Source organism: Pontibacillus yanchengensis (genome assembly GCF_009856295.1).
Classification (GTDB): Bacteria; Bacillota; Bacilli; order Bacillales; family BH030062; genus Pontibacillus; species Pontibacillus yanchengensis_A.
Window position 1 is genome coordinate 396,552 of sequence record NZ_WMEU01000002.1, and the last position, 25,661, is coordinate 422,212.

Sequence of the window (25,661 nt, forward strand, 5' to 3'; positions counted from 1 at the left end):
TGTTGATGAGATGAAAGGAGTTTTTATGAATTATGGCTTCTAACTCTAATGAGAAGACAGAACAAACTTCAATTAGTAAAAGAATAGAGAAGAACAGACAAAATAACGGCTCTCTAAGGTTTATTGAGAAAATGGTCCCTAAGCTATTATTGTTAGCATCAATCTTATCGGTATTAGTTACAGTTGGGATATTATACACTTTATTAAGTGAAGCTGTAACATTTTTTGCAGAAGTGAACATCTTCAGCTTCTTATCGGGGACGGATTGGCAACCATGGCAGGGGTCATTTGGAGTGTTAGGATTAGTAAGTGGAACTTTATTAATCACCGTAATTGCTATGATTGTAGCCATACCAGTCGGTGTGGCATCAGCTATTTTCTTGAGTGAGTATTCGAGTGATAAGTGGAGAAGAATTTTAAAACCCCTTTTAGAGGTACTAGCAGGTATCCCTACAGTTGTTTATGGTTTCTTTGCGTTAACCTTTGTAACTCCAGTCCTAAAATCTTTTATACCTGATTTATCTTTCTTTAACGCATTGAGTGCTGGAATTGTTGTAGGTGTTATGATTATACCAATGATTGCATCGTTAACTGAAGATGCTATGAGTGCTGTTCCAAATGAAATGCGCCAGGGGGCATTGGCATTAGGATCTACTCGTTTAGAAACAACACTTAAAGTTGTTTTACCTGCATCTCTATCCGGCATAGTAGCTTCATTCGCTTTAGGTATTTCCCGTGCAATAGGAGAGACGATGATCGTTGCCATTGCTGCAGGTGCAACACCTAAATTTACGATGGATCCTACACAGTCTATTCAAACAATGACAGGATACATTGTTCAGGTTGCAAAAGGGGATGCTGGTTTCGGTAGTACTATATACTACAGTATATATGCAGTAGGAGCTACCCTATTTATCTTTACTCTAATTATGAATCTATTAGCTCAATATATTTCTCGTCGATACAGAGAGGAGTATTAAAGTATGAACTATATTGACGAACAAGTTGTCCAAAAAAACATGGGGAAGCGAATCAAAAAGAATAGTATAGGTAAATGGCTATTCTTTATTGCTACACTTATCGGTTTAGTATTCTTAGCTGCTTTAGCTTATCGTATATTGACTCAAGGGATTGGTGGAATAGATTGGCAGTTTTTAAGTGGTTTCACATCTGCATCACCTGAACGTGCTGGTATTAAAGCAGGTGTAGTTGGCTCGTTATGGTTAATGGCTGTTACAGCACCAGTAACGATTATCTTAGGGGTAAGTACTGCCATTTATTTAGAGGAATATGCCAAGCAAAATCGATTGACTCGATTTATTCAAACAAATATTCAAAACCTTGCAGGAGTACCATCCATCGTTTTTGGTCTATTAGGTTTAACGATTTTCGTTTATGTTTTTGGTATTGGGGAAGTGATTCTATCAGGGGGACTAACGTTAGCGTTACTTGTTTTACCAGTTATTACTGTAGCTGCACAAGAAGCAATTCGTTCTGTTCCACAAGATGTACGCCAAGCTTCCTTTGCTTTAGGTGCCACTAAATGGCAAACAGTAAGGCGTGTTGTATTGCCAGCAGCTATTCCAGGAATATTAACTGGTAGTATATTAGCGTTATCTCGTGCTATAGGTGAAACAGCGCCATTACTTGTTGTAGGTGCTTCAACGGCTATATTCACTTTACCAGGTAATATAAATGATCCTTATACAGCAATGCCTATCCAAATCTTTAGTTGGACTCAACAGCCTCAACAAGCGTTCCAAGACGTCGCTTCTGCTGGTATTGTTATATTATTAGCTATCTTGTTGTTGATGAATTTTATTGCTGTAATGATTCGTAATAAGTTCTCAAAACGTTTTTAATCAAGATACTGTCTACAAGATTAGATCTAAGGAGGTCATACACATGGCTCAGGCAAATGAACAACAAACTCAAAGTGCAATGACACAAAATCAACCAAAAGAATCAGTATATAGTGTTAAGAACTTAAACCTTTGGTACGGTGAAGACCAAGCACTTTATGATATTAATATGGATATTGGTGATAAAGATGTAACGGCAATAATTGGTCCATCTGGTTGCGGTAAATCTACGTTCATTAAAACTCTTAATCGTATGGTTGAGATGGTTCCTATAGTTCGTACTTCTGGTGAGATTGATTATAGAGGGAACAATATTTTTAGAAAGAACTATTCTGTAGAGGACTTAAGAACCAAAGTAGGGATGGTCTTCCAGAATCCTAACCCATTCCCTAAGTCCATTTATGAAAATATTGTATATGGTCCAAGAATCCATGGCATTAAAGACAAAAAAACGCTCGATGCTATTGTAGAGAAGAGTTTAAAAGGCGCTGCATTATGGGATGAAGTAAAAGATCGTTTAAATCAAAATGCATTTGGTCTATCTGGTGGTCAGCAGCAGCGTGTATGTATCGCTCGTTGCTTAGCTATTGAGCCTGATGTTATACTAATGGATGAGCCAACATCAGCATTAGACCCAATATCTACAGCTAAAATTGAAGAACTTGTACAAGAATTAAAAGAAAATTATAGTATTATAATCGTAACACACAACATGCAACAGGCTGCACGTATCTCTGACAATACAGCCTTCTTCTTGAATGGGGAGTTAGTAGAATTTAATGATACAAACACCCTATTCTCTACACCGGCAGATAAACGAACTGAAGATTATATCACAGGCCGTTTTGGTTAATAGAGTGGTGTAGCTCTGGAAAGGAGAATACCAAATGGCTTTACGTGTTCAGTTTCACGATGAATTAGACAGATTAAAATTTAGAATTAAGAAACTTGCAGTAAGTTCAGTGGATGCATTTGACCAGTCTGTACAAGCTCTATATGAACATGATGTTGAGAAAGCGCAACGGATAATCGATGAAGATTCAAAGATTGACAAAGAAGAATTGGAAATTAATGAATCAGCGATACTGTTAATTGCAAAACAACAACCTGTTGCTACGGACCTACGTCGTCTAATTGTTGCTATTAAAGCTTCATCAGATTTGGAGCGAATGGCAGATCATGCAACGAATATTGCCAAAAGTACGATTCATCTAGGCGAAAATCATGATGTTGATATTCATCCAAAGCTAAAAGAGATGGCGTCAGTTGCTAAAGAAATGGTAGAGGTAGCAACGAAAGCTTTTGAACAAGAAAACGTGTCTCTAGCACGTAAACTTGCAGAGATGGATGACCAAATCGACGAAATGTATGGACAAGTGACGAGAGAAATGCTTGAACTTACAGCAAATAACCCACAAAAGATACAACACATTATGCAAATGGCTTTTGTTGGAAGATATATAGAACGCTTTGCGGACCATATTACTAACATTGGCGAAAATATCTTTTATATTGTTAAAGGCGAAACCTTTGAATTAAATGATTAATTTGCATAGAAAAACCCTGTTTCCATATGTGAAGCAGGGTTTTTTTGCGTTTGAACTATTTCATATAAAGTTATTTATTTGTGATAGCATTGGCTATTTCCTCATATGTCATATCTTTTTTTAATTCGTAGCTACCTACTTGTATATAGCGACTGAAATCATTCATCTCTAAATATTGATTAAAGGCCTTTGTATCTTCTACTAATCCCATTTCATTTAGCTTTCGACTTATACTCTTGGAATACATACCTTGGTTAATAGTAAGCGTAAGCAATTCTTTTTCGGGAGAAGACGCAGTGTTATTTTCAGAATTTTGTTCTTCTTTCGTTGATGTCGATTGGTTTGATTTCTTTGATTTTTTAGGTTCTTCCGTTGTCTCCTGGAGGGATTGATATTCCGAATTGGAAAGAATGTGGTATCCTTTTTTTTCTAAGTAATTCGAAGCTTTTTCTTTCGTTATTGGTTTGGGCTGGCTTGACTCATTTGCTTCTCCACTTTGAAAATAAACGATTGTTAATAAAGAAGTGGCAGTAAATATACCTAATGCATATGCTCGAACGGCATGCTTCATATTAATACCCCTTTGTTGCAGAATATTGGCGTAATGTTGTTAAGATGTCATGTTCTTTTAAAGAGGTTTCTTGAGCGATTTCATTAGTGGTGTAGCCTTTCTCATACATATGTAAAACTTTTTGTACTAATGGTGGTTGGTGTGTTTCAGAAGTTGAAGTGGTGTTTGCTTGGCTTTCACTCGTTTTCTGTTTATATTGGGGTCTAGCCCCAGTAAACATGGTGGTAGTCACATCATCAACAAGTAGTTCTTCTTCTAATATGCGCATTTTCTTCTTTAATTGGTAACTCTCTTGCATTGTTGTCATAGATAACTGTTCCACTTGTTCTTCTAAATCGTTGAAACGATCTTTCAGAGCAAAAGAAAGAACGTAAAGGGCAAATGCTACCCCGAATAATGTAAGTATTGTATATAACATATTCATCACCTCATTTCAGTCCTTTACTAGTTATATCATAAGTTAGCCATGTAGAAAACAAAGGAACTACAACATTCATGTTATTTTTAAAATTGATAAAGAACGCTAATTTTGCTTGAAACAAAGCAAATAATTTGATACTATTATTAAGTCTGATAAAGAATGTGAATACATGACACAGTAACACTTGTTTGGAGGGATAACCAATGCGTGTAAATATTACACTTGCTTGCACAGAAAGCGGCGATCGTAATTATATTAGTAGTAAAAACAAGCGTAAAAACCCTGAGCGCTTAGAGCTAATGAAATATAGCCCACGTTTGAAGAAACACACTCTTCACCGTGAAACGAAGTAACAGTAGGATTTCCGATCCTACTGTTTTTTTTATACTTAGGTTGCTGGTTATGTTAGCCCTCGCCAGATATATTGTTATTCTTTCAATTACCCCCATTATCTTGAAGACTTGGATTCGAGGTAAATACCGTTATTAAGCGGGATGTTTCCGATACCTTAATCTTAATATGGAATAAAGGTGTTCTGGGAATAACTGCGTCCTGCCGGCGAGTTGGCAAGTCTCCTCAAGCGCAAAAACAGGGCTCTGTGGGGTCTTGCTACCTTTTTCTCCTTGGGGAGTCTCCTTGTTCCCAGGTCACCTCCCGCAATGTTGAGATGAACGGAAACATGGACCGGGAATGGGGGCGGTCGCTCCTATTTTTCAAAAGTAGCTCCTGTTTTTTCTATGCTCGCTCCGAAAGCAGGGAAAGTCGCTCCAGAGCCTATGTTTTGTCGCAGCGACATGACAAGTCCCTGTCCTCCATTATGGATTGGCCCGTGGAAAAACGGATGTGTCGAGACCCTGCAAGGCCGCGTTTTGCCTGAGGAGACGAAGGACCACAGGGAAGCGAGCTGTTTCCCGCCTCTTCTTTTCTCTCCCTTAACACAACGGAAAAATCCCTCACACCCAAGTTATCGCGACTTCAAGCTGCAAGATTATGCCTCTTATATTGAAGAAGCTTTACTTTTAAACATTAAAAAATCATAACAAAATGGAATTCTTAACTTGGGAATTTTCAACGAATAATATTACTCCATAACACAGTATTGTATAATGTCTGGTATGCTTAACGTTTTATAGAAGGTTACAATATTATTTGGAGGTGTGCTTTTGTGAAGAAAGAGTTACGAAAAAAGGGATTAGATATTCTTAAAAGTCTAGTAGGGGAAGAAAGAAATAAGATATCAACAGAAATTGAAAAATCGTTATACCAAACAGAACTTTGGAAAAAATCTAATGTAATAGGTATTACCATTTCTCAAGCACATGAAATAGACACGTACCCAGTAATTAAGAATGCATGGGAAGACGGAAAACAAGTGGCTATTCCTAAATGTTACCCTAAACAAAACCAGCTCGTGTTTTATCAATTCACATCATTTGATGATTTAGAAACGGTGTATTATGGATTAAAAGAACCTATTATGGAAAAAACAAAAGAATTACATAGAGACGAAATTGACCTCATGATTGTTCCTGGGTTGTTATTTGATAATAGGGGCTATCGCATTGGGTATGGTGGTGGGTATTACGATCGATACTTGGTTCATTTTCCGAATCATACCATTGCTCTTGCAACAAATCGTCAACTAGTGGAGGAAGTTCCAAATGATGTGTATGATATACCTGTTCAACATCTTATTACAGAAAGCGGAGTGATTTATTAAGTTGATTTGTTAACAATATTGAAACAATGATAACGTTTACAGCTCTTTTTACAATATACAAACTAATGTACACTTTGAATTAGATAGATAAAGTACTCTCCTAACTGAAAGGATGATTTTCATGGAAAGAGTTAATCGAGTGGCATTAATCGGAACAGGATTTGTAGGATCTAGTTATGCATTCGCTCTACTGAATCAGGGTATTGCTGATGAACTGGTTATGATTGATTTAAACAAAGAAAAATCTGAAGGTGACGCTATGGATTTGAATCATGGTTTAGCATTTGCGCCTTCTACGAAGAAGATTTGGTATGGTGATTATTCTGATTGTGAAAAAGCAGATATTGTTGTGATAACTGCTGGAGCTAATCAAAAGCCAGGAGAAACTAGATTGGATCTAGTAGAAAAGAATACACATATCTTTAAAAGTATTGTTGGTCAAGTGATGGACTCTGGGTTTGATGGAATCTTTATCGTAGCCACTAATCCGGTAGATATATTAACGCACATGACATGGAAATTTTCTGGATTACCGTCTCATCGAGTTATTGGATCAGGAACTATATTAGATACATCTCGCTTACGGTATAGTTTAGGAGAATATTTTGAAGTGGATGCCCGAAATGTCCATGCCTATATTATGGGGGAGCATGGCGATTCAGAATTGCCAGTATGGAGTCATGCTAATGTAGGGGGACGCTCTATTTATGACCGAATTAACGATGACCCTGAAAAATATGATCAATCTGATTTAGAAGATCTCTTCATTGGTGTGAGAGATGCTGCTTATCACATTATCCAGCGTAAAGGTGCTACTTATTATGGCATAGCTATGGGACTGGTTCGGTTAACAAAAGCAATCCTTCATAATGAGAACTCTATTTTAACTGTGTCTGCTTATTTAGAGGGGCAATACGGGGAAAATGACATTTATATTGGAGTACCTGCAGTAGTTAATCGATCAGGTGTACGGGAAGTTCTAGAGTTAAACCTAGATGAAGACGAACAAGCAAAATTCAATCATTCAGCGAACGTTCTAAAAGAATCTCTAAATCCTGTTCTTGAAAAAATGAGTTCCGAATAACATGTTTCACTTCCTCACATACTAGAATCATCTAGGTAAACAGGAGGAAGGAAATAATGAGATTATTATGGTGGATTTTCGTTCTTGTCACAGGCTTTTATTTATTCAACCGTTATAAGTATCGTTTGTTAAATGTTATTTTAGCCGTAGACGTTATTAGGAAGATGGCTGTATCTTTGAGTATGCAACTTCCATATATTCGAGAAAAAATCTTACCTAAAATTTTAGGAAGAACCTCTTTCTAAGAATGGTCTTAATGGGATTGGCTTGAAAGCTCCTGACATTGAATATGTGTTAGGAGTTTTTTATTTATCATAAGCTGCCCCTTTAATATAATTGCTACGTTCATGGTAAAATACAAAAAAAGGAGGGAAAGCAATGTATATAGAAGAATCCTATTATTTTTGGCGATTAGCTGCAGACCTCATTGTGAATCATGATTACGAAATTCTGCAAATGCTTGAAGATAAGCATGAGGTATGGCTTGAGCAACGAATAAAAGGAAAAACCAATGTAGTAAGGCTTTCCCACAAGATGTTTGATTGGTCTAATCAGTTAAAGCAAGACCAAACTGTATTGGATGAAAATATAAAACGTGTTTTAAAGGTGGTAGGTGGTCGTCAGGTCCATGTACATAATGTTTATATTGCAAAGTATCCACCTGTTGATGACTGGAATGAATGGAAAGACACCCGAAGTTTACCAGGTAGGAAAAAGGGAACAGTTCAAACATTTTATATAGATGAACAGTCCAGAGAGTTAGAAATCAACCAATTATATCGCTCTTTACAATTAAAAGAGAAGAATTTTCCTGCTCCTTCAGAATTTGAAATGGAACAAATGGTGGAATACTTAAAACAATCCATTCGAAATAACCACACAAAAAAACAACAACAACGTGAACAAGTTTTCTTTTATGGAAAACCTTTGTTCACCTATGTTCTCATTGTTATTAACTTGCTCTTGTTTGGTTGGCTTGAATATCAAGGTGGCAGTACTAATACATACACACTGATTCAATATGGCGCCAAATATAATCCTGCTATTATTGATGGGGAATGGTGGCGCATAGTATTTTCTATGTTTTTACATATTGGCTTCTTTCATATCATGCTGAACATGTTAGCACTATATGTGTTAGGTACTGCGGTGGAGCGTATGTTTGGGAGTATTCGATTTATAGTCATCTATTTTATAGGAGGGATCATAGGTGGTTTGGCTAGTTTTGCATTCACACCAAATGTAGCCGCAGGAGCATCAGGTGCCATCTATGGATTATTTGGAGCTCTTTTGTTTTTTGGTACAGTATATAAAACGCTCTTCTTTAGAACCATTGGTACAAACGTGATTATCATTTTAATACTTAATATTGTGTTTAGTATAATGGTGCCTCAAGTAGATAACGGTGCACATCTTGGAGGTCTTGTTGGAGGCTTCCTAGCTTCAAGTCTTGTTCACTTTCCTAATAAAAGAGAAGTTGGGAAACAACTTGTAAGTTTTCTTTTAATCATAGCTCTTACTATCGGATTAGGTTGGTATGGATATAATCATGATTCGAACCACTACGATGCACGTTTGCAAGCTGATGTCGCTACAAACTATATTCAACAAAATAAATTTCAAAAGGCTATAGACCTTACAACAACAGCTTTAAATCATACAAACTCAGAACAATCCAGTCTATATTTTGTAAGAGGGAACGGGTATGTGCAGCTAAATAAATATGATTTGGCAAAAGAGGATTATCTACAAGCAATTAAACTGGATCCCAATTTTGTAGAAGCCCATCAAAATTTAAGTGTGCTTTACTATAATGTTGAACAAAATGAAACCAAAGCATTGGAACATGCTAAGCGTGTTCTAGAACTTGATTCAGATAATAAAGAAATGAAGGAATTCATTCAGTCCGTTGAAGAGAATGGATAACGTTGGATGAGTTTCTCCTTTTCTCCTTTACTGTTCTCGAATAATACTAATAAATGTGTCCCCTTTTTTTCTGCTAATACTAAAGGAACATAAGATCTGCTTGGTTCATCTTTGTTAGATGTGAACTCTAAAACATAATTTTTATATAATCCTTCCCAAAGCTGTCCTATTACTTGAAGGGTTTGATCAGCCGATAAAGACGGAAATGGTTTGGTTTCATAATCTGGTAATGACGTTAAGGGAATTGCTTCGTATTGACTCTTATTTATTTGAAAATGATTAATGTATTTATTCCATTCATAATGTAATTGTTGATTTGTAGCATGATCCAATGTCTTTTTCCAATCCTTTTGGGTGGTATTTTCAGGAGTTTCAAATGATTCCAATGGTGTTAGTGGCGAATCGATGACATATAATTCAGCTTTGGACATGTCTTGGATACTTTTTATATTATCATCTGGGTAATGTAACTCCCCGTGATGAAAAGTGATGGCTTGGTAATGACTGCTGTCTTCTCCATGGACATTCGTATCTTGAAATAGATTTTGTCCACTTTCTTTCCATTTGCTTAAGATGCCCTTTAACTGACCATCTGAATACAGAAGGGAAACGTCCTGGCGCAGATAGATTGGTTCATCCACCAAGGATTCTGTTTTCCATTGAATGTCATACTCGTCTTGATCACTCTCTGAAAGAAGGGTAAGGGAAGTGGAAGTATCTTCAAATCGTTTTTCTTGATCTAATGGAAAAAATTTCACGGTTGTCTGATCCTTAGGTTGTTCCCACTGAATATAAAGAATGAGCGCTCCAATAAAACATAAACATATATATATCATTGCTTTTTTCATATGTGTACCCCTTCTTTCTTTGGACATCCTGTGTGCTTCATATGTATGATAGAAATGAAGAACTTATGAAAAGGGGAGAGAATATGAGTAATCAATCTGCCAAACATATTACGGAAATGTTAAAACAATTAGTGTCTATACCAAGTCCTTCGGGTTATACGGAAGATTGTATTCGATTTTGTCAGAATTATTTCCAGTCAAAAGGAGTACATACATCCATTACCAATAAAGGCGCACTTATTGCGACAATAGAAGGGGAGAATCGCACTCAACATCGTCTATTGACAGCTCACGTTGATACACTAGGTGCAATGGTTAAAGAAGTGAAATCAGATGGATCTTTAAAGCTCTCTATGATTGGTGGTTTTCGTTGGAACAGTGTGGAAGGAGAGTATTGTGAAATACATACTGCTACAGGCGCTACTTACTCTGGTACCATTCTAATGCATCAAACCTCCGTTCATGTATATAAAAACGGTGGGGATGCGAAGCGAGATCAAGAAAATATGGAAGTCCGTATAGATGCAGAGGTTACAAATGCCCAAGACGTAAAAGACTTAGGCATACAAGTTGGAGACTTTGTTTCTTTTGACCCTCGATTTCAAAAGACGGATAATGGGTTCATTAAGTCTCGTCATCTTGATGATAAAGCTAGTGTTGCAATCCTGCTTGAGTTGGTAGCGAATGTGAAAGAACAAAAGCTATCTATTCCGTACACTACACACTTCTATATTTCTAACAATGAAGAGATTGGATATGGTGGAAACGCGAGTATTCCAGCAGAGACAGTAGAGTATGTAGCTGTAGATATGGGAGCTATCGGTGATGGCCAGACAACTACGGAGTACGTTGCATCCATATGCGCAAAGGATGCTACTGGACCTTATCATTATGGTTTACGACAACATTTAGTTCAATTAGCTGAAAAAGAAGAGATTGACTATGAAATTGATATCTACCCTTACTATGGTTCTGATGCATCTGCTGCTATCAAAGCTGGTGCTGATGTTAAACATGCTTTAATAGGACCAGGTATTGATGCATCACATGCTTTTGAGCGTACTCATCAAAAGTCGTTAGACCATACGTATCGCTTACTGCTGGCATATATTCAATCAGATTTAATATAGTTACAGTTTCCTCATGTATGCTTTGAAAGGTTTGAGCAAACACTAAGAATAGACCTTTTATAAAGTTAGGTGAGGAAATTGAGAGAAGAAACATCAAGACAACCAATGTTTGATAATTACGATGATAATGTCTCCTATATGAAGGACCGAATGGGAGTAGGAAAAAGTTTCGATGTCATACAATTAGACTTGGAATATGCTGGTCGTAGGATGGCATTATTTATGATTGATGGTTTCGTGAAAGATGACATACTGCATTATTTAATGAAGTTGTTATCGAGGTTGGAGCCAGAGCAGTTAGATCCTGACCCATTTGAACGGTTACTTCGGACGCATTTACCTTATGTGGAACTTGGCCATAAAGATGACCTAAATGAAGCGGCTGATTGGGTTCTAGCAGGTCCTACTGCTCTGTTTGTAGAGGGAATTAATGACAAGATTATCATGATTGATGCCCGTACATATCCGGTACGTAGTCCACAAGAACCTGATGTAGAACGTGTGGTAAGAGGTTCTCGTGATGGCTTTGTAGAAACAATAATCTTTAATACAGCTTTAACTCGCAGAAGAGTTCGTGATAGGTCCCTACGAATGGAATATATGCAGATAGGGCGTAGATCAAAAACGGATGTTTGTATTTGTTACATCGAAGATATTGTAGATTTGGACAAGGTGAAACATTTAAAAAATAACTTAGAAAAAATTGATACTGATGCTTTACCTATGGCAGAAAAAACAGTAGAAGAATTTTTAAGTGGACGTCATTGGAACCCCTATCCAACCATTCGTTACACAGAAAGACCAGATACAGCTGCCGCTCATTTATATGAGGGACATATCCTAATCATGATTGATGGTTCTCCGAGTGTAATGATAACACCATCCACATTTTGGCATCATTTACAACATGCTGAAGAATATCGACAGAAACCTTCTGTGGGAGCTTACTTACGTTTTGTTAGGTTTTTCGCTGTGTTTGCTTCCTTATTCATATTACCCGTATATTATTTGTTTTCAATGGACCCTACGTTACTTCCAAAACAACTTAGTTTTATAGGCCCTACGGAAATTGGAGTCCTTCCTTTAATTGCTCAATTTCTAATAGCGGAAGTGGGAATTGATACACTTAGAATGGCCGCTATACACACCCCTTCTGCATTAGCAACAGCCCTTGGTTTAGTGGCTGCTATATTAATTGGCCAAGTGGCGATTCAAGTAGGTTTATTTACAAATGAAGTTGTCCTATATTTAGCGGCTGCAGTTATTGGAACTTATTGTACTCCAAGCTATGAATTAAGCCTATCCAATCGACTTACAAGATTGTTTTTGTTAATAGTAACAGGTTTGTTTGGAGTTAAGGGACTAGTCATAGGCACTACAATGTGGATGCTATATTTAACGAGAATGCATTCATTCAAAACCGGTTACTTGTGGCCTTTTTTACCTTTTAATTACCGTGCATTTCGTGATGTTATTTTACGCACACCAATGCCATTAAAAAATAGAAGACCAACTTTTTTACACACTCAGGATCCTGATAAATAATCAGGGTCTTTTTTTACATTTTCAGAAAGCTTAAATCTTTAAAAGGATGCCAGTATAAGTGTGCAATTAGGCCTCTGTCTGCGCCAAAGGCTTGCCACTCGCAAGTTTTCTTTAAGTAAAGAAGTTCTGACGCTTACATGTCTTGCGACAGCTACTATTGCTAAACGGGTGACTTGCACTATTTTTATAAATACACTATCTCGTATTCTAATAACCATTATCTTTTTTCTTTCTTTCGATATCAACGCTTGCTATAATAATATTAGGTGATTGTATGCAGACAATTTATGATGTTCAACAATTATTAAAAAGGTTCGGAACGTTTATTTATATTGGTGATCGTTTAGCTGATTTAGAATTAATGGAACAAGAAATAAAAGAATTACATCAAGCTCAATGTATTACCAAGGATGAATTTCAGATGAGTATATTATTGCTTCGACATGAAGCTGCTAACCTTCGTGATCAACAGAAGAGGTGAATTCAGTGAGTACAAAACATTTAATTGGTATTGATATAGGTGGAACGACAGTTAAAATCGCATTTATTACATATGATGGAGTTATTATGGAAAAATGGGAAATACCTACAAACAAGAGTGATGAAGCACAAAATGTCGTTCCTGACATAGCTATTTCTATTCGAGATAAACAAAAGGAGAAAGGGTATCAGCATGATGACTTTGCTGCAATAGGTGTAGGTGCTCCAGGATTTATTGACGTAGATAGTGGGATGATCCATGAAGCGGTTAATGTTGGGTGGAAGAATTATCATCTAAGTGAAGAGCTTAAACAAGCTTCAGGATATAAAGTATGGGTAGAAAATGATGCAAACCTAGCAGCACTAGGTGAAAATTGGAAAGGTTCTGGCGATCGAGCCAATCATATGATTGCTGTAACACTAGGAACAGGCGTTGGCGGTGGCATCATTGCAAATGGCCAATTGTTACATGGAGCAAATGGTACTGTAGCAGAAATTGGCCACATGACAGTTGAAACAGAAAAACCCTTACCATGTAATTGTGGAAAGTCAGGTTGTCTTGAAACTGTTACTTCAGCAACGGCTATATCAAAGTTAGCTAAAATCGCAATTGAAGAAGGGAAGAAGACTTCCTTAGCTCATACGCTAAAAGAAACGGAAGACATTACAGCCAAAGATGTGTTTGAAGCATCGACAAATGGAGATCAAGTAGCGGAAGATATTTTAGCTTACGTGATTGAACATCTAGGAAGAGCAATAGCGAATTTAGCGATTGCATTAAATCCATCGAAAATTGTTATAGGCGGTGGCGTTTCTAAAGCTGGCGACCAACTTCTTATCCCACTAAGAGCGGTTTTTGATCGATACGCTCTAACCCGAACGAGTCATGCAGCTGAAATCGTTATGGCATCACTAGGAAATGATGCGGGAGTAATGGGTGCAGCATATTTTGCTAAAGAAGAATTATAATAATCAATCCCTTTCAATAAGAGTTTGGAAGGGATTTTTATCTGTTAAATATATAATGACAAATTCGTTCTAACCTCGACTTTCAACAAGCATGTAAAGAGTCGAGGTTACTTATGCTGTAGCTTTAGCACAGAACAATTCCAAATGTAAAAAATAGTTAAGAGTTTGTGAAACTTTTTTTACGTGATGACCGTCATATAGTAAGTAAGTCGTTTAGAATACTATGCTATGTGATATATAGGTTTATAGAATTTACAACGAATTTTAATAAAAACAAAATAGTTGTTCTTAAACATGTGGGAGGAAAGAAATCATGTTGCATAAATACACGAAAACACCTTTTTATGCCATCGCTGCTTTTTTATTTGCGATAAAAACATATATGGTGTACCGATTTATATTTGAATTGTCAATTGAGAATCCATTACAAGAAATAATACTACTAATCAACCCAATAGCTACCGCATTTATCTTTTTTACTGCAGTAGTTTGGTTTAAACCAGAAAAACAACTCAAATACACGAGAAGAATTGCACTTATAGGATCATTAATATTGTATTTTAATGTCATTTATTTCCGTTCATTTAGTGATTTTCTTACCATTCCTGTTCTATTTCAGTCGAGCAATGCTGGAGACTTAGGTTCTAGTATTTTACAGCTTGTACACACTGCAGACTTATTATTGTTCATAGATGTGGCTATTATCTACTACCTTAGTAAGAAAGTATCACTTGATGTTCAACCTTCTCTAAAGAAAATGAAGTTAAGAGCAACAGTCATTGCTGTTGCTCTATTAGTAGGGAATGTGGTGCTTGCGGAAATGGAGCGGCCGATGTTGTTTGTAAGAACTTTTGATCGTGAATATTTAGTAAAAAATATAGGTGTGTTCAACTATCATATATATGATGTGGCACTACATTCAAAATCAAAAGCTCAGCGTGTTCTAGCAGATGGCAGTGAAGTAAAAGAAGTAGAGGAATATACCAATAAAAATATTAAAAGTGATCAACACTCTAAGCTCCAGGGGATTGCAAAAGATAAAAACATTATTTATATTTCAGCAGAATCCTTGCAAAGCTTTGTTATTAACAACAAATTAAATGGTAAAGAAGTAACCCCCTTCTTGAATGATCTAATCGACGATAGTTATTATTTTGAGAATTTCTATCATCAAACAGAACAAGGTAAGACCTCCGATTCTGAGTTTGTAATCGAAAATTCACTATATCCATTATCGAGGGGAGCTGTGTTTTTCACTCACTCACAGAATGAACTCAATGCTGTTCCAGAGATTATCAGTGATCATGGGTACACATCTGCAGTCTTTCATGCCAACAACAAGAGCTTTTGGAACCGTAGTGTTATGTATGACACGCTCGGATACGATGAGTTTTATTCAGAAACCGCTTATAATGTGAACGATGAGAATACCATTGGATGGGGGTTAAGTGATAAAGCGTTCTTTGATCAGTCTATAAAATATCTGAAATCCATGGAAGAGCCTTACTATGCCAAATTTATAACACTGACTAACCACTTCCCGTTTGAGTTACCAGAGGATAAGCAAAACATTGATAAGTTCGATTCTAACTCGAAAACCTTAAATAACTATTTTACTACTGCTCGGTACACAGACGAGGCAATTAAACAATTTTTCCAGAAACTAAAGGAATCCGGCGAATATAAAGATTCAATCATCATCATATATGGGGATCATTATGGTATTAGTGAGTACCATAATAAAGCGATGAGCCAATACCTTGGTAAGGAAGAGATTACTCCTTTTGATCATATACAGCTCCAACGTGTACCTTTTATTGTACACATCCCAGGTCATGAGAATGATCGTACTATTTCAAAGGTGAGTGGTCAGATGGATATGAAGCCAACTGTTCTAAGTATGATGGGGATTGAAACTGAAAATGGAGTAGATTTTGGTACAGATTTGTTTACGGATGATGTAGACCCATTCGTTGTCTTGCGAGATGGAAGTTTTATTACACAAGATTATCTATACACAAGAGATACTTGTTACAATCGTAAATCAGGTAAAGAAGTTCCTATGGAAAAATGTAAGCCATTAGTGGCCAAAGCTCAGCAGGAGTTAGATTATTCAGATAGCATTATTTATGGAGATTTGTTGCGTTTTTATAATGCAGAATATAATGAAGTAGAGACAGAGGTAAAATCCAATTAGTAAACACTTATTTCAGCTTGCTACTTAAATGTAGCAAGCGTTTTTTGTTCTTCTACTCGAAAAGAAGTTATATAATGGTTCAAAATGATTTAATGGAAAAGGAGACTCATATAATGAGCGAGATACGTTTTCAAAGTAAATATGATTCTAATTCTTGCATGAATCATTTGGTTGAACTTCAACGTAAATACCCATTTATTAAATTGAATGTGATTGGTACGTCTTTGTTAGGTACCCCAATCTATGAATTAAGCGTAGGGGAGGGTGTGAAGAAAATTCATTGGAATGGATCATTTCATGCTAATGAATGGATTACAACACCACTCCTATTGAAGTCATTGGAGAGATTTTGTCATGCAATTGCTGAGGATATTCTTATCGATGAAGACTATGCACAAAGTATTTACCATCAAACTAAGTTATCTGTTGTTCCAATGGTTAATCCCGATGGAGTCGATTTATTCCATCACGGTTCTTCCGTTGCAGGGATGTATAAACCTGTTGTTGAAAAAATAAATAATCAATATAAACATGTAACCTTTACTTCTTGGAAAGCCAATATTAGAGGAGTGGACTTAAATAATCAATTTCCTGCTCATTGGGAGATAGAGCAAAAAAGAAAACCTTTACTTCCATCATTCCGAGACTTTCCAGGATATTATCCTTTATCTGAACCTGAGTCTAGAGCGATGTATCAATTATCTATTCAACATTCATTTGATCGTGTATTAGCGTTTCACAGTCAAGGAGAAGTCATTTATTATGGATATAATCAAGCTGAACCTTCTAGATCAAAGGAGGTAGTTGAGGATTTTCAAAGAATTAGTGGTTATCTTCCAATACGTACAATCGATAGTCATGCTGGCTATAAAGACTGGTATATCCAACATTTTAAAAAAGAAGCTTATACAGTTGAGGTCGGTAAGGGGATCAATCCTTTACCATGGTCAACCTTTAACTACCAAGAAAAGCAAGTAAGTAGGATATGTATGAGAAGTCTTTGTTTATGAGTCAAGAAATGTTGTGATCCTTCGATTCTAGCTTCAGAGCCATGTACCTAGTATAACTCTCCTAACTTCTCGATAATAAGTTAACATTGCATCGCCGGTGTTTTTGTGTGTTACGCACCAACATTAAACGCACCTGTGACCTTTAGGCCGCAGTACATATGTCGCTAAACAGGTGTTCCGAGTTTTCTTTATCATAATTGTTAGATAATTCTTTACTAGTAAGATACGAAAGTGGCATAATTTGTATGTAGAATAAACGAGGTGAAACTCAATGAAGAAAGCGATTTTGCTTCTTCTTTTTTTATTGATTATGACTGCATGTAATCAATTGGAACGAAGGGCATTAATGCATCATGACAATACCATGAGTTTAGAAGATAAGCAGAAAATGAAGTCCAGCATTAAAACAATTGTGGAGCCTGATTTAGTTCAAGTACAAACGTGGTTAGATGATCAAACTGTGGTTTACACTAGGTCTCTATACGAGGAAACGGAACTCGTGTCTTATAATATTGTAACGGGCAAAAAGGAAGTTATATATATTTCTCAAGAACCTATTTCTAAAGTAGTTACTAGTACCAATCAAACTTATCTTTTTTTAGAGGCAACAGGGAAGCAAAACCAAACGGTATTAACCATTATTAATCAAAAGGGGGAAGAGTTATACAGTACAGAAAAACATGTGCAAAAGGTAACAGTAGCTTGGAATCCCTTTGTGGAAGAAAAAGGTTTACTCTCTTTATATTTAGGAGCACAGCAAACAAAAGTCGTACCATTTGATGTGAACCAAAGCAAACTATTTGAAGCAATCCCTGTAAACCCGTATGTAAGGTGGTTATCCCCATCCCAAGTCGTTTATTTTGAATGGGGAGAAGGTATGAATTTACAGGCTGATATTTATCAATATACCATACAAAATGGTAAGAAACAGGTACACTCTCATCAAGTTAATGGATTTGAAGCTAGTGTTGATTCATACTTGTTGTTAAAAGTAAATGCTGAACAGGAACAAATGCAATTTCAATTCCATGATAAAGAGACAAAAAAACTTCAATCATCCTTCACAATTCCCATGTTGCAATCCAATTCAGGTTATTATTGGACGCCTTCTTATGAATGGCATGAGAAAACGAACACACTTTATACGTACGCTCCTAAATATGCTGCATCTTTATTCGAATACGAGGAATCCTATAAGTTAATCACCTATAATCCTAAAGAGGATATTAAGCGGGTAATCCAAAATAATGTTGAACATACCCCTATTAAATGTTCCCCGTCAGGGAAGTATTGTCTAATGGGGTACCAATCAACGAAACTTATTGATGTAGACGAACAACATGTGCGGCAAATCATATACAACGAGAGGTGAGTATATTGAGTACTCAAACGATGTATTCTTTTCAAAATGTCAGTAAAGGACCTCTACAAAATATTAACTTATCAATAGAAACTGGGGAGAAGGTAATAATATTTGGTCCTTCAGGTGCTGGTAAAAGCACCTTATTGCATTTGTTTAACCGATTGCAGGATCCGGATAGTGGAGAGATTCTCTTCAATGGTAAGTCTCTTTCTTCCTATCATATCCCTAACCTCAGAACTCAAGCTGGTTTGGTTATGCAAGCGCCTCATCTATTTCCGGGAACTGTACTTGAAAATATTAAGTATGGTCCATCTTTAAGAGGGAAGTGGAGAGAGAAGGAAGCAGAAGAACTTTTGTCTTATGTACAACTTCCAGCTGAATACAAAAATCGGGATGTAAATCATTTATCAGGGGGAGAGCAACAACGGGTGTCATTGGCTAGGACACTTGCTAATAAGCCAGATGTATTATTACTAGATGAGCCTACTAGTGCATTAGACCAGCATACTATCGAAGAGATAGAAGAGGTATTAGAATGCCTAATTCAAGAAAATCAACTAACGATGATTATGGTTACCCATAACCTAAGACAGGCTAAAAGGTTAGGAGATAAAGGTTTGTTCCTTTCAGAAGGGGAGATTTTAGAATCAGGACCTATCTCAACTATGCTCCAAAACCCCACTACAGAATCATTACAGTCATTTCTGGCTTAAATCGTTGAAGGAGTTGTGCCAATGTCCCCGGATATTTCCAATCAATCGTTACTCTTTTTATTTATATTCGTGCTCGTACCATTATGGTTATCCTACTATTATCAGTTGGGATTAAAAAAAGATATTGTCTGGTCTTCAATAAGAGGAGCAGTGCAGTTATTTCTTATAGGATATGCTCTAAATTTCTTATTTGATTTACCTGCTATTCAAGGTATTCCCCTCATGCTATCTGTTATGATCACAGTTGCTAGTTTTCATGCAAGGAAAAAGGGTGAAGGTATTCCAAGGATGTTAGCAACGATTTTTATAGGATTGATTCTTATTGAGATTAGTGTTCTTTCCTTATGGCTTTTAGCAGGCATGATTGAGTTTACTCCATCCCAGGTAATTCCGATGAGCGGTATGGTTATAGGCAATAGCATGGTGGCGATGGGATTAGCTTTAGAAAGAATGAAAAGTGAATTTAGAGAGAATGAGGGACGAATTCTGGCAGCTTTATCGCTTGGGGCTAAACCAAATCAATCTTCAAAGATTATTCTACAACAAACATTACAATCTTCTTTAATTCCTAATGTGGATAAATTGAAGACAATTGGGCTTGTTCAATTGCCCGGAATGATGACAGGTTTGATTCTCGGAGGCGTAAATCCTGTAACAGCGATAAAGTATCAATTAGTCATCTCGTTAAGTATTTTTTCGGCAGTATCCATAAGTGCTATTTATATTACATTAATGACATACCGTTATTTTTACAATGATCGTATGCAACTAAAGCAAATGGAAAGTGATTAGGGAATAAGGATGTGACTAATAAAAAATCCTCTCATAGCAATTGAGAGGATTGGACATTATTAGTGTATTAGTGGCCTCCGCCACCGCTACTTGTGAACTGAGAAATAATCGTCATAATGGAAAAGAACCCAAATACTAACGTGGAAATACCAGCAAAGGCTACTGCGAATAGATTTTTTGTTTTTAATTCACGGAAAACTGCCACTGCGCAAAGAATTGTAACGAATAACATCATGATTGCTAATGTCATATTCCCTAACCTCCTTTTTACACATCTACTATTGCAGATGGTAAACATCTTCATTTACTATAATTAATATGTATCTTTTCTATTCTTCTCATACATTTTAAACGACTTTTCTCTGTTTGTCGAGATATTATTAGTAGTTTTATACATTATTTCAGGGGGTATTTTAATGAAACTAGAACAGTTGCCACTAGGGCCTTTAGGAACGAATTGTTATGTTATCAAAGAAGATCAGAGAGCACTTATTGTAGATCCGGGTGGAGAGGCCGATAAGTTAATTCGAATGATTGAACGAAGAGAGTTACAACCAGTTGCTATTTTACTTACGCATGCACATTTTGACCATATTGGTGCTCTTGATGAAATTAGAGATCACTTCAATATTGAAGTGTATATGCATGAGGAAGAACAAAACTGGTTAATGGATCCTGAAAAAAACGGATCAGCCTTATTTGGGATGGTTACATCGAGCATCACCGCTCGAAAAGCTGAACACTTTATCGATAAAGGTACTATGGAAGTAGAAGGATTTTTATTTGAAATTCGTTATACACCTGGTCACTCACCTGGGAGTATTTCGTTTGTCTTCCATGAAGCAGGCTATGCAGTCGTAGGGGATACACTATTTGCTGGAGGTATTGGAAGAACAGATCTACCTGGAGGAAATATGGAAACACTATTATCAAGCATTAAAACGCAATTAATGGATTTACCTGACGATATGGAAATTTGTCCAGGTCATGGAAATATGACTACAGTGGAAGAAGAAAGGAAAAACAACCCTTTTCTAAACTAGGTCTAAGGAAAATCATCATATATAAGAAAAAGCAGGCATACCTATGAATAACAACTAGGACATGCTTGCTTTTTTATTTATCTTATAGGCTAAGGTAAACAAAAGTGTTGATTATTAGTGACAGGAAAAATAGGCAAGAAGAAAAGTTATTCAATGGGGTGTGGTGCTGTGCTTTAGCCGGACTAGAGCGGACGATGGTGGGAGGTTACGATCAACATTTCAAGTTTCGGAGCAGCTTTTCCGATTTTCTATGGGAGGAGGAAAAAATGGAAAAATTCATACAAAATCTAATGCAAGAACAAAATGAAACGTTTATGCCTTTTGATACCTTTATTTCGTATGCTCTTTATCATCCTGTTCATGGATATTATCAAAAGCAGCGAACGAAAATAGGGACAAAAGGTGATTTTTATACCTCTAGCCATGTAGGCGAAATCTTTGGAAAATTAGTTGCTTATTATTTTGATAGGGTGGCCAGATGTGCTCGCTTGCCTTTGCATATATGTGAAATTGGTGGAGGGGATGGTCGTTTTGCACGGACTGTATGTGAAACATTAGCTAACTTAAAAAGGGATTTTAAGTATGATTTAATAGATATAAGCACAGCGAACCAACGAATAGCAAGTGAATTAGTTAATGATTTTCAGGAGTGTAGAGTTTATGATTCACTAACAGCTTGGGGAGAAGAACGTGTCGGTTTTTCTGGGATATTTTTTTCAAATGAATGGTTAGATGCACAACCTGTTAAAGTAGTCAAAAAAGAGCAAGGGGTAATTTATGAAATAGGAATATCTGTTCGTGATAATAAATTAATTGAAGCGAAACGTCCTGCCGATGAAGTAATTACAAAGTTCTTGGATGACTATGAATATAAGTTTAAGGATGGACAAAAAATGGAAGTCCCTTTATATATGAGTGAGCAGGCATCATCTCTTTCCTCCTATTTAAAGAAGGGGATAATCGTGACGGTTGATTATGGTTATACGCATCATGAATGCTCTCAACCATCAAGAAGGAATGGTAGTCTAAGAGGGTACAAAAGTCATCAAGTTATTGATAACATTTTGGAGAAACCTGGAGCTTACGATATCACACATCATGTACATTGGGATACATGGGAAAAAATTTCTGAAGAAAAAGGATTACAATCAGTAAGTAGAACAAAACAGAATGAATGGCTCCTCCAATTGGGAATTCTTGACCATTTGAAAACAAATACCAATGGGGACCCATTTTCCTGTAATCAAAAACAAAATCGCGCAATACGATCTTTTGTATTAGGCGACCAAATGACAAACAGCTTTGACGTATGTATTCAATCAAAGAATGTAAGTCTTGTATGTTCCTAGAACAAAAAAAACCCTGCGTTTAATTGATAAAACGCAGGAGCTTTTTTTTAGTGCCCAAATGATGGGGTTAATAAGAATGCAGTATAATACGTAAATCCGATAAAGAAGACCGTTAAATAAGCGCCAAATATGTACATATACATACGCTCGGATAGTTTGAGATAACTTAATGTTATGAAAAATACTGTTTGAACTAAGAATAAAATCGTCGCGTCTGGCATTTCACCGACAAAAAACATAACAGTGAAAATTCCTGTCCAAAAGGCAAGTACGCGGAACATACGATCCATACCGAATCCCCCTCCTTTATCCCAAAGGTGACTTATCATGGTAATTATAAACGACTTAAGCAAGATTGTAAATGTATTCATGTAAACAGCATCGATAATTCAATTATAGCATGTAGACATATATTAGTTATTTACTTCTTTACATAAAATTATACTTAATCCTTTAACATAAATAATTCTATTTTAAATTATGTCATACCACTTCTTAATCATTTATAAACACTTCTTTTTCAAAAAAATTCAAAGAAATTTCAAGCAAATAAGTGTACAAATGTTGAACAAAAATTATACAATGTATATAACAGAATTCCTTGAGACATAAAAAAGGAGAGATTTATACATGAGTGAATTGAAATTTTATACGTATCCTAGTTGTACATCTTGTAGAAGAACAAAGGCATGGTTGAAAAATCAGGAGGTTACTTTTAAAGAACGTCACATCTTTCGTGAAACTCCAACGTATGACGAATTATTAGAAATATTACAATTAACAACAAACGGTATCGACGAAATATTGGCGACACGTGGAAAAACTTATAAATCATTAGACGTTGATGTAGATAATTTAAGCATTTCAGAATTTATAGAATTGGTGATGAATGAACCTAAATTGTTAAGAAGGCCAATTGTAACCGATGGCGAAAAGTTAGTAGTGGGATATAACGAAGATGGTTTGAAGAGTATTGCAAAAGTAAAACAGGATTTCCTTTTATCTAATATTTCATAAATTAATTACCTCTCCCTTGTAAATATAAACATTTATATGAAATGTTGATGAATATACAAAACACCCTGGCAAACGATGCCAGGGTGTTTTGTATAATAGTAGAACTGGGCTAGAAGGATTCGAACCTTCGCATGACGGAATCAAAATCCGCTGCCTTACCGCTTGGCTATAGCCCAATGGAAATACAATAATATCTTACCAACTTTCTCCCAATCTTATACGTAGAAAATTAATTTTTTTCAAGGTTGGTTTGTAAAGATGGGAATGATATATATTGTACAACTCCTTTCGTACTATTATTTTTAGTCTTAATGTGATATTCGACTCGAATGTTTTGATCATCTTGTAAACTTCCTCGTACTGTTGCATGACCATAAGGGTACTCATATACGTAATGTTGATCCAACTGAAATGATTGCTCCCTTGATTTTTGAAGCACGGTTGCATGTGCCATTTGAAACAAGGTTTCGAGTTGAATTTGTTCTCTTTCATTTTTAGTGAATAGCTGACTGTGTTGGAGTTCAAGTAATAACGCTGAGATAATAATCAAGGTGAATGTTGTTAATGCAAGAAGTAGAGGTAATACATATCCATTATCGTTCTGGAATAAGGCTGAAAACTTTTTCATAAGAATCCCCCTTAGTGGTAGTAACAGACATTACTAGGATATACTCATTTTCTGATACGGTATGGAAGTCTGTGACGTCGTGTATTAATATTTCATGGCCTTGACCATTTACTTGTCTACGTACACTAGATCCATATTGTTCAATCGTTATTCGCTTTCCGTCTGATTGAAGAAGATCAATTCCTCTAGGAGTATGAGTGAGGTGAATCGTTTTATGAATCTCATCTTGAATAAAGTGAAATAATTGATTCGCATCCATATCTTTCAATGTAGAGTATGGTTTATAAGTGGCTATTTGTTTTACGACAAAAGGTAAACTACTAAGAATAAGGAGGGAGAGGATCAATGCAAATAATGCTTCAATGAACGTAAAACCGTTTTTAATCATAGGTTTTTGCATAGAAACATTCCTGGGATTCTTTTTTCCGTTTGTTTTCCCATTTTACGCATCCTTTTATTAAGTTTGTTTCCTGTTTAAAGGTGAAAAAAATATGGTTTTGTTCGTGAATTTTTGAATAAGAAGTAGGGAAAATGGTTGTGGAATCCCATATGACATATTGCAACTCACTATGAAGCAGATGCATCATCATACGATTTTCTTCAAATTGTAGTTGCTCTTTGTGGATGGTTAAGAGGGAGGGGAGTAGGAATAACATTACAAAAATATATATGGAGAAAGCATATAATCCAGTAATCGCTAAGTAGCCTTTATCGTTCTGTAACATAAAACCTTCCTTTTCCAAATGGAAAAACCATTTTATAAGACTTCGTTGGCGTACGTATATAAAACGTTCCAGGTGATCTGATTCTTCCATTTACATCAAAATAAATTTTATTTGTGGAGGTAAACGTTTCGATCCACCACCCCTTGGGATATGGTACTTCTCGTATTAAACGGTGATTATATATTTCGTAATGATCCTTTTTTAGAAATACACTATAGGTTTCTCCTTCTGTCATTGTATCTTGTTGTATGGAGAGGATATCCGTTTTTAATTGCTTTAAAAACAGGTCCTCTTTGTATTCTCTATAGATGGATGTTGATAGTGGAATTGTAATAGACAATAGCACTGTCCAAATAGATAAAACCATCAGCATTTCTACTAATGTGAAACCATTACGGTGAAGAGGTGCATCATTCTTCACTTTTTCGCTTAACTAGCCCATTAGCTTCCATTATTAGTTCGTCTCCATTAGGGCAAGTTTCACTTTCTAAATATCCATCAGACATTAGAACATTAATACTCTCTGGAAACTCCCCTTTATCCATTTCATAAGTGTGGGCTTGTGTTTCTACGAGCTTAATAAATGCTTCACATCCCTTGTTCTGAACCACAGAATTGTTTGTAGAAATATGTGGAATGGTGATGAGTAATAAAGTAGAGATGATCATCAAAACAATTAACATCTCGATAAGTGTAAAGCCTTTTTCATTTTTCATAATGG

Annotated in this window: 31 protein-coding genes and 1 tRNA gene; 21 read left to right on the forward strand and 11 right to left on the reverse strand. The window is 36.1% G+C overall.

What is annotated here, in order from left to right; all coding sequences use genetic code 11:
• Positions 1 to 32 precede the first annotated feature (32 nt).
• From pstC to phoU, 4 genes are read left to right on the forward strand one after another with little or no spacing between them, the layout of a single operon-like run.
• A complete protein-coding gene (gene pstC, locus GLW08_RS09135) occupies positions 33 to 980 on the forward strand; it encodes a phosphate ABC transporter permease subunit PstC (protein ID WP_160848321.1) in 948 nt (315 codons plus the stop codon).
• A gap of 3 nt (positions 981 to 983) precedes the next feature.
• Positions 984 to 1,862: a phosphate ABC transporter permease PstA gene (pstA, locus tag GLW08_RS09140; RefSeq protein ID WP_160848322.1), complete on the forward strand. Its 879-nt coding sequence runs from the start codon at positions 984 to 986 to the stop codon at positions 1,860 to 1,862.
• A 43-nt stretch (positions 1,863 to 1,905) separates the two neighbouring features.
• Complete coding sequence (gene pstB / locus GLW08_RS09145) at positions 1,906 to 2,715, forward strand: phosphate ABC transporter ATP-binding protein PstB (protein WP_160848323.1); 810 nt, start codon at positions 1,906 to 1,908, stop codon at positions 2,713 to 2,715.
• A gap of 34 nt (positions 2,716 to 2,749) precedes the next feature.
• Positions 2,750 to 3,409 carry a phosphate signaling complex protein PhoU gene (phoU, locus tag GLW08_RS09150; protein WP_160848324.1) on the forward strand — a complete coding sequence of 220 codons (660 nt, stop codon included), beginning with the start codon at positions 2,750 to 2,752 and terminating at the stop codon, positions 3,407 to 3,409.
• 70 nt (positions 3,410 to 3,479) lie between these two features.
• Here phoU and GLW08_RS09155 read toward each other — a convergent pair whose 3' ends face one another.
• Both GLW08_RS09155 and GLW08_RS09160 read right to left on the reverse strand, forming a co-directional pair.
• Entirely contained in the window at positions 3,480 to 3,980 is a 501-nt protein-coding gene (locus GLW08_RS09155) for an endolytic transglycosylase MltG (protein ID WP_160848325.1), read from the reverse strand.
• Position 3,981: 1 nt separating this feature from the next.
• Positions 3,982 to 4,398, reverse strand: coding sequence for a hypothetical protein (locus GLW08_RS09160; RefSeq protein ID WP_237458377.1), 417 nt, complete (start codon positions 4,396 to 4,398; stop codon positions 3,982 to 3,984).
• Between the two features lie 206 nt (positions 4,399 to 4,604).
• Here GLW08_RS09160 and rpmG point away from each other — a divergent pair, with 206 nt between their 5' ends.
• The 5 genes from rpmG to GLW08_RS09185 all read left to right on the forward strand — a co-directional run bounded on the left by rpmG (position 4,605) and on the right by GLW08_RS09185 (position 9,131).
• On the forward strand, positions 4,605 to 4,754 hold the full coding sequence (gene rpmG, locus GLW08_RS09165; RefSeq protein ID WP_160848326.1) for a 50S ribosomal protein L33: 150 nt from the start codon (positions 4,605 to 4,607) through the stop codon (positions 4,752 to 4,754).
• 812 nt (positions 4,755 to 5,566) lie between these two features.
• Complete coding sequence (locus GLW08_RS09170; RefSeq protein ID WP_160848327.1) at positions 5,567 to 6,121, forward strand: 5-formyltetrahydrofolate cyclo-ligase; 555 nt, start codon at positions 5,567 to 5,569, stop codon at positions 6,119 to 6,121.
• A gap of 121 nt (positions 6,122 to 6,242) precedes the next feature.
• The gene (locus GLW08_RS09175; RefSeq protein WP_160848328.1) at positions 6,243 to 7,205 is read left to right on the forward strand and encodes an L-lactate dehydrogenase; all 963 of its coding nucleotides are present in this window, start codon (positions 6,243 to 6,245) and stop codon (positions 7,203 to 7,205) included.
• 56 nt (positions 7,206 to 7,261) lie between these two features.
• The gene (locus tag GLW08_RS09180; RefSeq protein WP_160848329.1) at positions 7,262 to 7,450 is read left to right on the forward strand and encodes a hypothetical protein; all 189 of its coding nucleotides are present in this window, start codon (positions 7,262 to 7,264) and stop codon (positions 7,448 to 7,450) included.
• A 133-nt stretch (positions 7,451 to 7,583) separates the two neighbouring features.
• Complete coding sequence (locus GLW08_RS09185; protein WP_160848330.1) at positions 7,584 to 9,131, forward strand: rhomboid family protein; 1,548 nt, start codon at positions 7,584 to 7,586, stop codon at positions 9,129 to 9,131.
• On the opposite strand, the gene GLW08_RS09190 is transcribed toward GLW08_RS09185, so the two are convergent.
• A complete protein-coding gene (locus GLW08_RS09190; RefSeq protein ID WP_160848331.1) occupies positions 9,107 to 9,979 on the reverse strand; it encodes a hypothetical protein in 873 nt (290 codons plus the stop codon). The two genes, GLW08_RS09185 and GLW08_RS09190, sit on opposite strands and share 25 nt — an antisense overlap.
• A gap of 83 nt (positions 9,980 to 10,062) precedes the next feature.
• Here GLW08_RS09190 and GLW08_RS09195 point away from each other — a divergent pair, with 83 nt between their 5' ends.
• The 9 genes from GLW08_RS09195 (at position 10,063) to GLW08_RS09235 (ending at position 20,178) form a co-directional block, all read left to right on the forward strand.
• A complete protein-coding gene (locus GLW08_RS09195) occupies positions 10,063 to 11,109 on the forward strand; it encodes a M42 family metallopeptidase (RefSeq protein ID WP_160848332.1) in 1,047 nt (348 codons plus the stop codon).
• 105 nt (positions 11,110 to 11,214) lie between these two features.
• On the forward strand, positions 11,215 to 12,654 hold the full coding sequence (locus tag GLW08_RS09200; RefSeq protein WP_160848512.1) for a spore germination protein: 1,440 nt from the start codon (positions 11,215 to 11,217) through the stop codon (positions 12,652 to 12,654).
• A gap of 274 nt (positions 12,655 to 12,928) precedes the next feature.
• Positions 12,929 to 13,135, forward strand: a complete 207-nt coding sequence (locus tag GLW08_RS09205; RefSeq protein ID WP_160848333.1) for a YqgQ family protein — start codon at positions 12,929 to 12,931, stop codon at positions 13,133 to 13,135.
• Between the two features lie 5 nt (positions 13,136 to 13,140).
• Positions 13,141 to 14,103 (forward strand): ROK family glucokinase, encoded by a 963-nt coding sequence (locus GLW08_RS09210; RefSeq protein ID WP_160848334.1) that lies wholly within the window; start codon positions 13,141 to 13,143, stop codon positions 14,101 to 14,103.
• Positions 14,104 to 14,416: 313 nt separating this feature from the next.
• Positions 14,417 to 16,300, forward strand: a complete 1,884-nt coding sequence (locus GLW08_RS09215; protein WP_160848335.1) for an LTA synthase family protein — start codon at positions 14,417 to 14,419, stop codon at positions 16,298 to 16,300.
• A gap of 113 nt (positions 16,301 to 16,413) precedes the next feature.
• Entirely contained in the window at positions 16,414 to 17,310 is an 897-nt protein-coding gene (locus GLW08_RS09220) for a M14 family metallopeptidase (RefSeq protein WP_160848336.1), read from the forward strand.
• 271 nt (positions 17,311 to 17,581) lie between these two features.
• Positions 17,582 to 18,682 (forward strand): hypothetical protein, encoded by a 1,101-nt coding sequence (locus GLW08_RS09225; RefSeq protein ID WP_160848337.1) that lies wholly within the window; start codon positions 17,582 to 17,584, stop codon positions 18,680 to 18,682.
• A gap of 5 nt (positions 18,683 to 18,687) precedes the next feature.
• Positions 18,688 to 19,386 (forward strand): phosphate ABC transporter ATP-binding protein, encoded by a 699-nt coding sequence (locus GLW08_RS09230; RefSeq protein ID WP_237458378.1) that lies wholly within the window; start codon positions 18,688 to 18,690, stop codon positions 19,384 to 19,386.
• Between the two features lie 21 nt (positions 19,387 to 19,407).
• Positions 19,408 to 20,178: an ABC transporter permease gene (locus GLW08_RS09235; protein WP_160848338.1), complete on the forward strand. Its 771-nt coding sequence runs from the start codon at positions 19,408 to 19,410 to the stop codon at positions 20,176 to 20,178.
• A 67-nt stretch (positions 20,179 to 20,245) separates the two neighbouring features.
• On the opposite strand, the gene GLW08_RS09240 is transcribed toward GLW08_RS09235, so the two are convergent.
• A complete protein-coding gene (locus GLW08_RS09240) occupies positions 20,246 to 20,428 on the reverse strand; it encodes a DUF2759 domain-containing protein (RefSeq protein WP_036818737.1) in 183 nt (60 codons plus the stop codon).
• Between the two features lie 166 nt (positions 20,429 to 20,594).
• Between GLW08_RS09240 and GLW08_RS09245 the strand changes: the two genes are divergently transcribed.
• Both GLW08_RS09245 and GLW08_RS09250 read left to right on the forward strand, forming a co-directional pair.
• Positions 20,595 to 21,221, forward strand: coding sequence for an MBL fold metallo-hydrolase (locus tag GLW08_RS09245; RefSeq protein ID WP_160848339.1), 627 nt, complete (start codon positions 20,595 to 20,597; stop codon positions 21,219 to 21,221).
• Positions 21,222 to 21,487: 266 nt separating this feature from the next.
• Positions 21,488 to 22,570: an SAM-dependent methyltransferase gene (locus tag GLW08_RS09250; protein ID WP_160848340.1), complete on the forward strand. Its 1,083-nt coding sequence runs from the start codon at positions 21,488 to 21,490 to the stop codon at positions 22,568 to 22,570.
• Between the two features lie 47 nt (positions 22,571 to 22,617).
• Here GLW08_RS09250 and GLW08_RS09255 read toward each other — a convergent pair whose 3' ends face one another.
• On the reverse strand, positions 22,618 to 22,860 hold the full coding sequence (locus tag GLW08_RS09255) for a DUF2626 domain-containing protein (protein WP_160848341.1): 243 nt from the start codon (positions 22,858 to 22,860) through the stop codon (positions 22,618 to 22,620).
• 340 nt (positions 22,861 to 23,200) lie between these two features.
• Here GLW08_RS09255 and GLW08_RS09260 point away from each other — a divergent pair, with 340 nt between their 5' ends.
• Positions 23,201 to 23,587, forward strand: coding sequence for a Spx/MgsR family RNA polymerase-binding regulatory protein (locus GLW08_RS09260; RefSeq protein ID WP_160848342.1), 387 nt, complete (start codon positions 23,201 to 23,203; stop codon positions 23,585 to 23,587).
• Positions 23,588 to 23,691: 104 nt separating this feature from the next.
• On the opposite strand, the gene GLW08_RS09265 is transcribed toward GLW08_RS09260, so the two are convergent.
• The 6 genes from GLW08_RS09265 to comGC form a co-directional block, all read right to left on the reverse strand.
• Positions 23,692 to 23,763: transfer RNA gene (locus GLW08_RS09265), tRNA-Gln, on the reverse strand.
• A gap of 53 nt (positions 23,764 to 23,816) precedes the next feature.
• On the reverse strand, positions 23,817 to 24,215 hold the full coding sequence (locus GLW08_RS09270) for a hypothetical protein (protein WP_160848343.1): 399 nt from the start codon (positions 24,213 to 24,215) through the stop codon (positions 23,817 to 23,819).
• A complete protein-coding gene (comGF, locus tag GLW08_RS09275; protein WP_160848344.1) occupies positions 24,181 to 24,615 on the reverse strand; it encodes a competence type IV pilus minor pilin ComGF in 435 nt (144 codons plus the stop codon). Before comGF ends, GLW08_RS09270 begins: the two co-directional genes overlap by 35 nt.
• On the reverse strand, positions 24,596 to 24,940 hold the full coding sequence (locus GLW08_RS09280) for a hypothetical protein (RefSeq protein WP_160848345.1): 345 nt from the start codon (positions 24,938 to 24,940) through the stop codon (positions 24,596 to 24,598). The genes comGF and GLW08_RS09280 overlap by 20 nt, the downstream gene beginning before the upstream one ends.
• Positions 24,924 to 25,361 (reverse strand): competence type IV pilus minor pilin ComGD, encoded by a 438-nt coding sequence (gene comGD, locus GLW08_RS09285; protein ID WP_160848346.1) that lies wholly within the window; start codon positions 25,359 to 25,361, stop codon positions 24,924 to 24,926. Before comGD ends, GLW08_RS09280 begins: the two co-directional genes overlap by 17 nt.
• Positions 25,351 to 25,656, reverse strand: coding sequence for a competence type IV pilus major pilin ComGC (gene comGC, locus GLW08_RS09290; protein ID WP_160848347.1), 306 nt, complete (start codon positions 25,654 to 25,656; stop codon positions 25,351 to 25,353). Before comGC ends, comGD begins: the two co-directional genes overlap by 11 nt.
• Positions 25,657 to 25,661 lie beyond the last annotated feature (5 nt).